Here is a 12,971-nt window from a genome sequence, read left to right as displayed (position 1 = left end):
TATATTATTAATTTAAAAGATATGAATATAAAATAAGAGCAAAGATAGCAAAAACAGAAGCAATACTTGTCTGAATAGCATTTACCAATTCATTACTTAATTTATATTTATTTTGAAATTTAGCACCAATAATACTCTCGGAAAGTGTTGCTAAGAATCCAGAAACTACAACAACTATAAAATGATATTTTGTAGAAATAATTGATAGACGAAGCATTATAAAAGCCATAAATATTGATCCCAAAACACTAGCTAATGTTCCTTCTATACTTATTCCTCCTTCAGTTCCTCTCTCAACCTTTTTAAGTGAAGTAATTAAATAGGTATCCTTACCAAACCTTTTACCAATTTCGCTGCCAAAAGTATCTGCCAACTTTGCAGCAAAACTTGCAGCAAATCCTATTTTAAACATTACTATATTGGCAGGATTTAATTTAGTCATCATGGCAAGAACTAATCCTGTAGCTGCAGAGCCCCATACATTTTCAGGACCTCTTCTACCACCTCTTTTTTCAGCTATTCCTTTTTCTTTTTTAAATTTATAACCTATTTTAGTTACGAGAGATCCAAATAATAAATAAAACACAACTGACATCCAACCCTGCCAGGACAAACATCCCCACAAAATCGTGCCAAGAATTCCAGCACTTATCCAACCTCCTTTCGTCATCAAAGGAATCTTGCAGAAAATATAAATCAAAATAAAATTAATGCAAAAACCTATAAAAAATTGATTTATAATCAAACTCATTTTTATCTAATTAATTAATTTAAAATCAATTCTCCATTGATTTAGAATTGATGATGCATTAATACTAGCCGTTGAAGTTCTCAAGATAGTATCAGAAAGTTTGACAAAGGTAAGATTGTTTTTATTAAAAAAATCAATTTCTTTAGTGGACCAACCTCCTTCAGGGCCAATTACATTCCAAAAAATACCTCCTTTTTTATTTACATTTTTTTGGTTTTTTCTTAACCATTGATTTAAGTCATATTGTGTTTCTTCTCTAGTTATGGAAATTGAAACTCTTTCTTGATTATTTCTACTTTTTAGCCATTCAATAATATCCATACCATCTAAAATAGATGGTTTCCATAATCTCTCACTCTGCTCAACTGCTTCTTTAATAATTGAATTCCATCGCAAAAGTTTTTTCGGAAAATTTAAATTTTTGTTTACCTGTCTTTCTGAAAATAATGGCTGTATAAAATCAATTCCTATTTCAGTAGACATTTTTAAAATATCTTCAAAACCACTTTTTGGCATTACAACAGCAATTCCTATTAAGTAAATTTCTTTTTGTTGAAAAAAGTAAGGGTTTTTTAATTGATTTATTTCTAAGCAATCATTTTTAATTTTTATAGCTTTCCATAATAAACCCTCTCCGTTAGCTATAAATATTTCTTCACCATTTCTTATCCTCATTACTTTATTTATATAATGAGCCTCTTCATAGGTGAGTTTTATATTATTGTTCCTATTATTTTCAATCCTTTCATGGGAAATAATTAATCTTGTTAAGTCTTCCATCTAAGACACTTAACCTTTGAAAACTAAATCTTCATGTTCTTCAACAGCCCAATCATTATTTTCACCACCAATAATTAACTCTTCAATTTTTACATAATTATTTGATATCTCATTCAAAGAATTAATTAAAATATCTATTGAAAGGGAGTCTGAAGTCCCAAAATCAACCCAACATCTGGCCCAAAGGTTTTGATATTCCATAATCCCTAGATTATGCATTAAGGCGGGAAGAGAAGCATTTTTTTGGTCATTATCGTAGGACATCCAACTAAGATCTGAACCCTCCTCATGAGTTTGTAAATTTTCAGAGTTAAAGCCCCCTAATCTTCCTAAGACGTACCAACTATCAAAAACGCCATCTAAATAATTTTTTTCATCTTGAGTTGGAGGTTCTGAAAATCTAATCCATATCCAACAGTTAAAAGGATCAACTTCTCTAAAAACAATATTCATATTGACTAATAGCTTTTTAGATCTGTAGCTATTATAAGTAAGTTACTACTAGATTAAAATTCATAGCTATAACTTAATTAATAATGCTTGATTTAAAAGAAATATCCTATCAACCTCAAACAGGGGAAAAAAAAATAATAGACAATCTTAATTTAAAAGTTTATGAAAATGAAATCATTTTAATTTGTGGCAGTAGTGGATCTGGGAAAACAACCCTGCTCGAAATAATTAGCGGGTTAACAAATCCCCAAAGAGGAAAAATTACTTGGAATAATAAAATTTTATCTTCTAGACAAAGAAGATGGTTTAGTGGAGTAGTATTCCAATTCCCCGAAAGATATTTTATAGGCACAACTATTGGGAAAGAATTAAAAATAGGCCATAAGTCTTTAAGAGAAAGAAATATAGAAGTAGTTTTAAATAAGGTTGGTCTGGAAAAATTAAACCTTACTCAACCACCAGAACAACTTAGTGGCGGACAACAAAGAAGGTTAGCTGTGGCAGTTCAGCTACTTAGAAACCCATCAATTCTTTTACTTGATGAACCAACTGCGGGATTAGACTATTCAATGAGAAATGATGTGAAGAATTTAATTCTTGACCTAAAAAATAAAAATACAATTATTATTGTTACTCATGAACCTGCCTTATTTGAGGGAATTCCCTCTAGGATATTAATTCTGGAAAAAGGGAAAATCAAAAATCTTATGAAAGAAAATCATGAAGGATAGGATAGTACGAGCTACTGCAGCAAACGGAGGGATAAGATTAGTTGCAGTATTAACAACAGAATCTTCTCAAGAAGCTAAAAAAAGACACGGTCTTTCTTATTTAACCACCTGTATCTTAGGGAGAGCATTTAGTGCATCACTGCTTTTAGCCAGTTCAATGAAGATAATGCATGGGAGAGTAACCTTAAGAGTTAGGTCTGACGGACCTTTGAAGGGATTGCTGGTTGATGCAGGTAGAAACGGCAAAGTCAGAGGTTATGTGGGAAATCCCGATTTAGAATTAGATCTAATCAAAATAGATAGTAATAAATATTCTTTCGATTTCACAAAAGCATTAGGTACTGGATATTTAAATGTTATTAGAGATAGTGGAATTGGAGAGCCCTTTACAAGTACAGTTGAATTAGTAAATGGGAATATTGCAGAAGACTTAGCTTCATATTTATATCATTCGGAACAAACTCCTTCTGCTGTATTCATTGGAGAAAAAATTCAAAATAAAGATGTTATTTGTAGTGGTGGATTATTAGCTCAAGTTTTGCCTAAAAAAGATACTGACCCTTTACTAGTCTCACTACTTGAAGAAAGATGTAAAGAAGTTAATTCTTTTAGCGAAGACCTATTTCAGTCAAAAGATAATCTTCTTTCCTTAATAAGAAATATATTTCCCGATATTGACGATAAATCAATATCTGAAAAAGCTCGTTCCCAAGAAGTTGGTTTCAAATGTAAGTGTTCTAAACAAAGAAGTTTAAATGCAATGAAGATGCTTGATAAGAGTGAGTTGGAGGACATCCTCAAGAAAGAAGGCAAAGCAGAATTAGTTTGTGAATTTTGTAAAGATAAATATCTTATAAATTATGAAGAAATTAAATCGATGATAGAAAATTAATCATAAGAAAATTACTCCTAGCCATAAAATAACCATGGCTGGAATACTTTGTATTTTTTGTATTGATAAAGAATTGTTGGATACTTCCTGAATAAAGGAATTATTTTCAAGTAATCCACCAAATATTAATCCTATCGAAAGAAAGGTAACACTCCAACCTAGAGAACCTATAAATCTTTTCCCTGATTTAATTTGTGTATAAGTAAGTATTAATGTTGATATAGAAAGCAAAAGTCTATTATTAGAGTCTGGACTGATAAATAGCAAAATTAAAAATAATAACGCAACAGATATTTTTATTGAAAGATTATCAAATGAGGGAGGCGTAATTTTTGGCAAACTATACTGACTTGATTTCTTAGAGTTATTATTTAAATTTTTTATTTTAGAAAGCAGTGGAAAATTATTATTGGTAAATTGATTAATTTGTTTTTCTTTTTTTGAGGCACTTACAGCTTCATAGCTTACATTTCCTGATTGTCTCGCTTTTAAACTCCCCATAAGCAATTGATCGAAGGAGGATTCGATTTTCGCTTTCAAAATTAAATCTTCACCGGCCTCTTTAACTTTAAGATCTCTAGCCTTCTGAATATCCTCAAAAGCAGCACCTTCTTCTATACCTAAAATTTCATAAGGTGATTTTTCACTATTGTTTTTACTACTGTTTGAATCCAAAATTTTTAACCAATACTAACAGATTAACCAATTTTATAATCCATTAAGGCTTTATAAAACAATTGGTTCGACTCCACTAACAACGGGAGCAACTTTGTTTAAATTTAATTGATTATTGTCTTCAACAAATTGATTTAGATTCCACTCATTTTTAAAAAGAATAACTGGCCTATTCCAACAATCTTTAACTATTTTACAATTGAATATTCTGCCAAGTTTTTCAATAGCTGGCCATCCATCAGAAACCCATCTAGCCAATTGATATGGCATCGATTCAAGATTTGCATCTACACCATATTCACTTTTCAACCTGTGGGTTACTACTTCCAACTGCAACTGCCCAACAGCTGCGAGTATAGGGTCTCTTTTGCTCTCATCAAAGTCATAAAGAATCTGAACAGCGCCTTCTTCACGGAGTTCATTCACACCCTTTCTAAAATTTTTAAATGCTGATGGATTTGGATTTCTTAGCCAACTAAATATTTCAGGGCTAAAAGAAGGTATCCCTTCATACTCCAGGTGACTACCTGTGTAAAGAGTATCTCCAATAGAAAACATTCCCGGATTATTTAAACCAATAACATCACCAGGATAGGCATCATCAACAACTTCTCTGTCTTGGCCAAATATTTTTTGCGGTCTTGATAATCTAATTGTTCTCCCAGTTCTAGAATGTTTAACTGACATATCCTTTTCAAATTTCCCACTACAAACTCTTATAAAAGCAACCCTATCTCTATGCTTTGGATCCATATTCGCTTGAAGCTTAAAAACAAATCCACTAAATTCATCACTTGCAGGTTCAATATCCCCTTTATTACTAATTCTTGAAGTTGGTTTCTGAGCCATTGTTAAAAAACTATCTAAAAATGGTCTTACACCAAAATTAGTCATAGCAGACCCAAAGAAAACTGGAGTTAAAGAGCCATTAAAAACTTTTTCTTTTTCAAATTTCGATCCTGCCTCATCAAGTACCTCCAATTCTTCAAGTGATATCTCAAGCAACTCTTTCTCTACATATTTTGATAAATTTTTATCTTCTAGACTTAATCTATTCTCATTTGATTGTTTCCCTCTTACCGCCTTATCAAATAAAATCACCTCTCTTGAAAATCTATCAATAACTCCCCTAAATTCCTCGCCACTCCCAATTGGCCAATTTATGGGTAAAGTATTTAGTCCAAGTTCTGATTCAATTTCATCAAGTAAGGAAAATGGCTCTCTTCCTGGTCTGTCCATCTTATTTATGAAAGTGAAAATTGGTATTTTTCGCATTTTGCAAACTTCAAACAATTTTCTAGTTTGAGGTTCTAGTCCTTTAGCAGCATCTTCCAACATAACTGCATTATCAGCAGCAGATAATGTTCTATAAGTGTCTTCTGAGAAATCTTGGTGACCTGGTGTATCTAATAAATTTATTACAGATCTTTCATATTCAAATTGCAGTACAGTTGATGTAATTGAAATACCTCTTTGTTTCTCAAGTTCCATCCAGTCTGAAGTAGCTTTTCTCTGATTCCCCCTAGCCTTTACTGCGCCCGCTTGTTGAATGGCACCTCCATACAAAAGAAGCTTCTCAGTAAGTGTTGTTTTCCCAGCATCTGGATGTGAGATAATTGCAAAATTTCTTCTTTTATTTACTGCATTCAGAATATCTTTATTTAAAATTTTAGTACCTAAGCTCATTATATTAATATTAGGGATTTTCTCTTAGTTCTTAAACATTACCATAGACTATTAAATATTGATCGCCATCTTCAATCACATCTAAAGAAGATAGATTATCCTCTTGGATGAAATTTTTTAACTCTTTAAAAGTGTAAGAAGCTCTTAAAGATGCATAATAGTCATCAGTCAGAATCTCATTATATTTTTTTGAACATTGTAATTTGAGTTCAAGAGCGGACTTTTCATCTATTGGCCTTTTTAAATCCTTATGAACATTTACAGTGCTATCGCTAGACAAACTTCTTATGGTGTTAAAGAAATCTTCAAGATAGGTTATGTGATGGATCAAACTATTACTTACAAGTAAACTGATTTCTTTCTTAAGTAAAAAATCAGTTGATTTAATCTTTTTTATGTCAGAACATAAGTAGCGTAAATTATTTAATTTCTTTTTATTTATAGAAATCTCTTTGTTATATTCCGCTCTCAAAATCATCTCTTTAGAACCATCTATTCCAACCACTTCAGTATTAGGCCATTTTATTGCTAACTTCTCAGAAATATTTCCTGGGCCACACCCTAAATCAACTATTAAATCTTTTTCGCCTAAAGAAATATTTTTTCTAAAAAGATAATCATTTACTTGATTAATTAAATTAAGTTCCCCTTCTGAAAAATCAGCTTCGTCATAAGAAATGACCTGCTCTTTTTTTTCCATTAATTCAGGTTCAGGTATTCTTTCCATATACTTTCTTAAACAAAAATTTCATATTAAACATAATTTTACACAAACCGTTAAATAGTGGTAAGAATAGTTGCAGACGCCACAGGTAGAGTTATTCTTCCAATACGGGTTATTCACATACAACTTTTTTTATCGTGACTGTTGCACCAAATAGAGCTTCTTCAGAGAGCAATTCCAATAATCTTAAAAAAGATGATTTTCCAAAGACTGCACCAGCTGCTTATCCTGTTTTTTTCAGATCTTACAGTAGAAAAACTTCTTCTGGGAAAAGAGAGAACTGGAGCGAAGTAGGTGAAAGAAATTTATCGGGATTAAAACAATTAGGGAAACTTTCTGATGAAGAAATGATCTTAATGAGGGAGATGCAAAGTAACCAAAAAGCCCAACCTTCGGGTAGATGGTTATGGATTGGTGGAACTCCTTGGATTAATAAGAACCAAAATTTCTCAGGAGCATATAACTGCACCTCAACTAACTTAATTGATTGGGAAGCCTTTGCTTTAATGATGGACTTAGCAATGATGGGATGTGGAACAGGTGCAATAATTGAGCCTCATTTTATAAACAAACTACCCACGGTCATAAATAAAATAAATATAAAGTCAGTTAGTGAAGTTGGTTTAACTCCGAAAGATCAAAGAGAAGAGAAGTCATCATTAGAAGTCAAAGGAAAAGATCTTTTCATCAAAGTTGGAGATAGCAGAAGAGGCTGGGTAGATAGTTATAAATATCTTCTTGAGGCATCAAGTAACGAAAGTCTTGAAAGGGAAATTGATGTTTATATTAATTTGGAAGATATTAGGCCTGCAGGAGAATCATTAAAAGGGTTTGGTGGCATGGCAAATCCTATTAAATTAAAAGACCTCTACTCCAGAGTCGCGTCCCTTCTTGGAAAAGCAATAGGAAGGAAATTAAGTACCGTAGAGTGTTGTTTATTAATTGATGAAGCAGCAGTAACCATAGTCGCTGGCAATATTAGAAGAAGTGCTGGCATGAGACAATTTGCTTCAGATGATAACGAAGCGGCATCGGCTAAAGAAAATCTATGGAGTCAAGATGAGAATGGTAATTGGAGAATAGATCCTGAAAAAGATGCCCTCAGAATGGCAAATCATACTAGGGTTTACCATACAAAACCCTCTTACCAAACTGTCTTAGATGCTGTCACTAAACAATTTCATTCGGGTGAGGGAGCTATTCAATTTGCTCCAGAGGCCATCGCAAGATCAAATGCAGATATTCTCAAAGATGATGAATTGAGAAAGGAATTTATCGAAATTTACTCAGAACAAGGTAAAGATGAAGCTAGAAATTGGATAAATAGTAGTTATGGCCCATTCTCTGAAGAAGAGCTAGATCACAGGCTGAGCAGATATGGACTTAACCCTTGCGGGGAGATCTTAGGAAATGATTTCCATTGCAATTTAGCTGAAGTTCATTTAAACCAGATTGATCCCAAAAATGTTGAAGAACAAAAAAAGGCTTTTAAGGCAGCAGCTCTTTCAGTGGCATGCTTACTTAATCATGAATTTGAAGTTGAGCGTTACAGAAAAAGTAGAGAATATGACCCTATTGTAGGGGTAAGTTTCACTGGATTATTTGATTTTTGTGTCCATGCTTTTGGTACACCATGGTTGAAGTGGTGGGAAGCAGGAAGGCCTGAAACCGATGAAGGAAAGTCTTTCAAGGAGAAGGAAGCTAAATTTTTAGATTCTTGGAGAAAAATAGTTAAAGAAACTGTCTGGGAATATTGTGACAAACATAATCTAAGAAGACCAAATCGATGCACAACAGTTCAGCCAGCTGGGACTAAAAGTCTTTTAACTGGAGCAGCCCCAGGATGGCATCCACCAAAAGCACAAAGATTCATTAGAAGAATAACTTTCAGGAAAAATGATCCAATCGCTTTAGCTTGCATGGATTATGGTTACTCAGTTGTTCCATCTCAATCTGATAAAGATGAAAACGGTTGCTTACTTGATAATCCATTCGATCCAAGATGTACAGAATGGTTAGTCGAAATTCCAACAGAAGTTAGTTGGGCAAATATAGAAGGAGCTGACCAAATAGACATCAATAATTTCTCAGCATTAGCTCAATTTGACTTTTATATGCAAGTGCAGAAATTTTACACAGAGCATAATACTTCAGCGACTGTAGAATTTAGAGAAGATGAAATCGAGGATTTAGCAAAGGCTATTCATAATGCGATAGAAAATAATGAAGGATATATTTCAGCGGCGTTACTTGCTCGATTTAGTGCTAATGCAACTTTTCCGAGATTGCCTTTTGAACCAATCAGCAAAAAGGAATATATATCATTGCAAAACAAAGTAATAGATAGAAAAGTTAATCATGATTTCTTTGATGCTCTCAATAAATATGATGTTGGAGAACTATCTGAAGCAGGGCCGGCAGGTTGCGATTCAGATAAGTGCTTGCTTCCCCTGGCTAAACCAAAAGATTAAGTTTTAAATTTATTGTTAATAAAAAATATAAATTAGTTTTTAAAATTTTAATTTATGGCTACCTCTTTAGTAGGGACATAAATTATTAATGACATTAAGCTTAAATATAGGAAACTTATTTAATGATTCCTCTAGTCATGCTTTAGTTGATGAGCTAAGAAAAAGAACCTCAGAGGAGGAAATATTAGATTTTGAAGAAAAATTTAACTCCAAAAACGAAAAAAATCTACACATATATATATGTAGATTTCTAAAAAACAGATCAATATCCAGGGGGCTAGCCTCTAAATGGTTAATAACAATAATTAAAAATAAAGAATCTAAAATTGATGCTTTGCAAAAATTAAATAATTAGGTCAGCGCTGAGAGTCTCCAAAGGGCAATTCCAAAAATTGAGAATCCCATAATAAAAGTAAAAGCTAGAGCATTTACTAATTGAACTTTATCATTCATTCTGTTAGCGAATGGAAGTAATTGAGCAAATAATGGAGTCTCTTCATTTATTGCAGATTTTTTTACTGTAGGTTTTTTGCTTTTAGAAAACATAAAACAATTTTTATAATCCTAAGAATTTTACATATAAAAGCTCATTAAATAAAAAATACTTCTCAAAAACGAACAAAATGTAACCTGTAGAAAACTGGATAATGATAAAAGTAACTATTTTTGTCTAGGAACCTAATTTGATCATTAAAATATTAAATTTATTTAGAAAAAGCCTAGACAATTAATTTCATGTGATGTTATTATAAATTTGTAGCAACCGCTACCAAAACGTTCAACTTGCGTTTAGCAAGCCGCAAATCGACTTAAGCCATGGAACGGGGACTTAAGCGAAACCGGAGCTTAAAAAATGACTCTAATTTACAGAGGGCAAAAGTACGTCCAAAACAAAGAAGTTGCTAAGAAGCAGCACAACGAACTAACTTACAGAGGAAAAGCTTATACAAGCTAGTTCAATAAACTCATCAAAAAAGCCACTTTTTGTGGCTTTTTTTTGTCCAAAATTATATTAAAAAATCACTTAATACTTCTCAAAAGAATTAAACTACTATGATTTAATTGCATTTATAGTTTTGATATCCATGGCTGACCAGAAACCTTTATTTAAAGCTCCTTATGATATTAAAGATGTGAGTGTTCTTTTCGCAATAGTTGCCTTCGCCCTAATAATAGCAGCCATTGTTGGTAACAACTTATTTGGTTTATTTCAAAAAAATATTAATTTCGGATAGTTGAATTTTAATTAATACTTAAAGAGAAAACTTCAATTTATTTTTAAAATTAGCACAATAAGCATTTTTGAAATTTTTATTTTAATTTTGTTCAAAATAAAAAATAAGTTAAGGAGCTACTATAAATGTATTTATCTTATTGGATAATTTAAATTAAAAAGTAAAACGATAACTATTACATTGAAATTAGTCTTGTGAGCAAATAAAATTTAAAGGCATATTATGGATTTCTATTTATTGTTTCTAAGTTTAGAAATAAGTAAAAATTTAGTAACATCACTTTTCATTTATTAAATTTGTTTATAAAAGCTGCATATTTTTTTCCAATTACTGAAGCTCCTAAAGAATTAAAATGACATCCATCATATCTATAAATATCTCCAAGCTTATCAGTGTTTAATGTCAAAAAGACTTTACTATTTTCTTGGATTATTGAACGTTGAGATTTTATTAAAGATTTACTTTTCTCAGATTTACAAACGCTAACTAAAGCCATACCAATTTTTGTTCTACTTGAAGTTGTAAGAAACTTTTTAAATATCAATTGAATATCTTTAGTGTAATTTTGATAATAAATTCTATTTGCATTTTTAATTTCTGACTCTCCTTGATGCCAAAAAACATAATCAATCTTGATATCATCTTTTTTTAACCTTTTCAAAAAAAAGTTAAATTTGTCCGCAAAGGGGCCATCCACCCAATCTTGTGCTTTTGTTCCACCTTTTGAAAATCCTAGAACAACTATATTTTCAGAAAAATCATAATTTTTTTTAAGACTATTAATAGTATCTGATGACACATGTCCAAACCCACCAGCACGACCATCAACTCCTACTAGAGGTTCTTTATACTTTGAACAAACTCCTAACCTCCAATCATAGGAAAAGACATTTTTATAAGTTACATCTAAGGTTTTTTCTCTTTTTATAATATTGCCATGATTACTTTGCCCAAAATATGCAATATTTGTACTTTCTTTTGGGCAAGGCACAATATCTTTTAAAGAAGTCGAAAAATAAGACTCTTTTGGATAATTTTTGTTGTAATTGTATCTATTAACTAGAGAAATAAAGCGAAGTCTATTATTTTTACTTGTAGATAAAAAAAGTGGGATTACAAAAATAATAAATGAAAATAAAATATATAGTTTTTTCATAAATTTCCTAATAAATCATACATTCAGATTAATGTAATATTTACGCAAATTTTTGAATTTGTTTATTAGTAATTATCAGGTAATAAACACAATAAATTTGGTGGATTTAGTTCCAAATTATACACATCAAGAAAATTATTAAGGTTCTACAGTCTTTTTGAATATTTGTGAGCAATTTTTTGTTATAGTATACCCGTTTAGACATTTAATGTCCCTAGTAACTTTTACCTAAATAATTCTTTAGGGATAATGACAAGCGTTGTTCCAAACAATAATTATCTTAAAAATGGCTCTTCTAATCAAAGAGTTAATAATCTTGAGAAAAATTTAGGAATTGATTTTACTAATATCGATGAATCAAAGAAACTTTGGGAACTTGGTTTCAATACTTTTGATAACTCAAATAATTTAACTGATCTATATATTGATTCAAATAATAATTTATTTATTAACTCAGAAGATGCTTCCAATAATAAGAAAGAGCTTCTAATTGGTAATTTAAATTTTGGAATCATATCAAATAGATACATTCCAATTGCTGTTGAAGTAATAACTGACCCTGAATTAAATACTGCAAAAAACGTTGGTGAATATATCCTCTTAACTAAGGTTGTTAATGAATTTTCTTCGTGGATAGAAAAAGATGAACTTTACGCATTTTTATTCGATAGTGACGGTAATTGGTATCAAAGTCTAGGTTTACCAGAAAGCAACAAAGGTATTAATGATATTGAAAATTTATTTAAGTTTGATCTCAATAAAGATGGTGAACAAGGTGGCTTAGATGTTCCTATCAAAATAGACGAATTACACGAACTAAGATCACTGGGATTTAATACGTTTGATCAGACTGAATCCTTTACTAATTTGTATAGGTACTCCAAAAGTGGAGATTTGTACTTTTCTTCCACAAATAACAAAAATAATTTAATCGAATTAAATATTAAAAACATCAACTTTGGACATAAAGAAAAAGATTTTTATAAAGGAGTAGCTATTGAGAAAATATCCGATCCCTCAATTGGTGAAGAATATTTAGGAAAATATATCTTACTAATGGGAGACAGCAGAAATCGTGAATTAGATGGTTTTATATTTGATGAGAATGGTGATTATCTTGAAGAAATAACAGACCAATTAGATACCAAAAAAATTTATTTGGCGGAAAAATTATTCGGTATCGACCTTAACGATGATGATGTACAGGGTAGAAATATACAGGAATTTGACCGCGATGCCTTCACAACTGCAAATGATATTGAGGTATTCGACGGTGCTTCAGATAATAAAACTCTTCTAACTGACCAGAATTCAGGTGAATTGTTATCCGCTCCTTCCTCTGATATATCCACACAAACATTACTAACCAATAAAGATGGTTCCAGTTTTGTATCCGCTCCTTATCAAACTGCCATCG

The 12,971-nt window shown here is 31.4% G+C and carries 15 protein-coding genes; 7 read left to right on the top strand and 8 right to left on the bottom strand.

From position 1 onward, the window contains the following. Window positions 1-7: 7 nt before the first annotated feature. From JJ847_05890 to JJ847_05880, 3 genes are read right to left on the bottom strand one after another with little or no spacing between them, the layout of a single operon-like run. On the bottom strand, window positions 8-751 hold the full coding sequence (locus JJ847_05890) for a DUF92 domain-containing protein (protein ID MBO6960412.1): 744 nt from the start codon (window positions 749-751) through the stop codon (window positions 8-10). A gap of 6 nt (window positions 752-757) precedes the next feature. Further along, the gene (locus tag JJ847_05885) at window positions 758-1,531 is read right to left on the bottom strand and encodes a 16S rRNA (uracil(1498)-N(3))-methyltransferase (GenBank protein ID MBO6960411.1); all 774 of its coding nucleotides are present in this window, start codon (window positions 1,529-1,531) and stop codon (window positions 758-760) included. Window positions 1,532-1,540: 9 nt separating this feature from the next. Beyond that, a complete protein-coding gene (locus JJ847_05880) occupies window positions 1,541-1,984 on the bottom strand; it encodes a DUF3531 family protein (GenBank protein MBO6960410.1) in 444 nt (147 codons plus the stop codon). A gap of 83 nt (window positions 1,985-2,067) precedes the next feature. Between JJ847_05880 and JJ847_05875 the strand changes: the two genes are divergently transcribed. Both JJ847_05875 and hslO read left to right on the top strand, forming a co-directional pair. After that, window positions 2,068-2,715: an ABC transporter ATP-binding protein gene (locus JJ847_05875; GenBank protein MBO6960409.1), complete on the top strand. Its 648-nt coding sequence runs from the start codon at window positions 2,068-2,070 to the stop codon at window positions 2,713-2,715. Continuing rightward, a complete protein-coding gene (hslO, locus tag JJ847_05870; GenBank protein MBO6960408.1) occupies window positions 2,705-3,607 on the top strand; it encodes an Hsp33 family molecular chaperone HslO in 903 nt (300 codons plus the stop codon). The genes JJ847_05875 and hslO overlap by 11 nt, the downstream gene beginning before the upstream one ends. On the opposite strand, the gene JJ847_05865 is transcribed toward hslO, so the two are convergent. The 3 genes from JJ847_05865 to JJ847_05855 are packed head-to-tail and all read right to left on the bottom strand — an operon-like array spanning window position 3,608 to window position 6,695. Continuing rightward, a complete protein-coding gene (locus tag JJ847_05865) occupies window positions 3,608-4,282 on the bottom strand; it encodes a CPP1-like family protein (protein ID MBO6960407.1) in 675 nt (224 codons plus the stop codon). It lies immediately after the preceding gene. Window positions 4,283-4,333: 51 nt separating this feature from the next. Continuing rightward, window positions 4,334-5,968, bottom strand: coding sequence for a peptide chain release factor 3 (locus JJ847_05860; protein ID MBO6960406.1), 1,635 nt, complete (start codon window positions 5,966-5,968; stop codon window positions 4,334-4,336). 31 nt (window positions 5,969-5,999) lie between these two features. Beyond that, window positions 6,000-6,695 (bottom strand): methyltransferase domain-containing protein, encoded by a 696-nt coding sequence (locus JJ847_05855; protein MBO6960405.1) that lies wholly within the window; start codon window positions 6,693-6,695, stop codon window positions 6,000-6,002. A 134-nt stretch (window positions 6,696-6,829) separates the two neighbouring features. Here JJ847_05855 and nrdJ point away from each other — a divergent pair, with 134 nt between their 5' ends. Together nrdJ and JJ847_05845 are read left to right on the top strand one after the other, a co-directional pair. Then, window positions 6,830-9,163 (top strand): ribonucleoside-triphosphate reductase, adenosylcobalamin-dependent, encoded by a 2,334-nt coding sequence (nrdJ, locus tag JJ847_05850; protein MBO6960404.1) that lies wholly within the window; start codon window positions 6,830-6,832, stop codon window positions 9,161-9,163. A gap of 88 nt (window positions 9,164-9,251) precedes the next feature. Next, window positions 9,252-9,518: an RNA recognition motif-containing protein gene (locus JJ847_05845; protein ID MBO6960403.1), complete on the top strand. Its 267-nt coding sequence runs from the start codon at window positions 9,252-9,254 to the stop codon at window positions 9,516-9,518. Here the strand turns inward: JJ847_05845 and JJ847_05840 are convergent. Then, entirely contained in the window at window positions 9,515-9,709 is a 195-nt protein-coding gene (locus JJ847_05840) for a hypothetical protein (protein MBO6960402.1), read from the bottom strand. The genes JJ847_05845 and JJ847_05840 overlap by 4 nt on opposite strands. Before the next feature lie 307 nt (window positions 9,710-10,016). Here JJ847_05840 and JJ847_05835 point away from each other — a divergent pair, with 307 nt between their 5' ends. Then, window positions 10,017-10,118, top strand: a complete 102-nt coding sequence (locus JJ847_05835) for a DUF4278 domain-containing protein (GenBank protein MBO6960401.1) — start codon at window positions 10,017-10,019, stop codon at window positions 10,116-10,118. A gap of 130 nt (window positions 10,119-10,248) precedes the next feature. Then, the gene (locus JJ847_05830) at window positions 10,249-10,398 is read left to right on the top strand and encodes a hypothetical protein (protein MBO6960400.1); all 150 of its coding nucleotides are present in this window, start codon (window positions 10,249-10,251) and stop codon (window positions 10,396-10,398) included. Window positions 10,399-10,681: 283 nt separating this feature from the next. Here JJ847_05830 and JJ847_05825 read toward each other — a convergent pair whose 3' ends face one another. Further along, the gene (locus JJ847_05825) at window positions 10,682-11,554 is read right to left on the bottom strand and encodes a hypothetical protein (protein MBO6960399.1); all 873 of its coding nucleotides are present in this window, start codon (window positions 11,552-11,554) and stop codon (window positions 10,682-10,684) included. Between the two features lie 249 nt (window positions 11,555-11,803). On the opposite strand from JJ847_05825, the gene JJ847_05820 reads away from it, so the two are divergent. Next, the coding region (locus tag JJ847_05820; GenBank protein ID MBO6960398.1) for a hypothetical protein at window positions 11,804-12,971 on the top strand (1,168 nt) is incomplete at its 3' end.

Origin of the sequence: Prochlorococcus marinus CUG1438 (genome assembly GCA_017644325.1) — a bacterium.
Lineage (GTDB): Bacteria > Cyanobacteriota > Cyanobacteriia > PCC-6307 > Cyanobiaceae > Prochlorococcus_A > Prochlorococcus_A marinus_AA.
The sequence above is the reverse complement of the archived record's forward strand: the minus strand, read 5'-3'. Positions and strand labels throughout refer to the sequence as shown.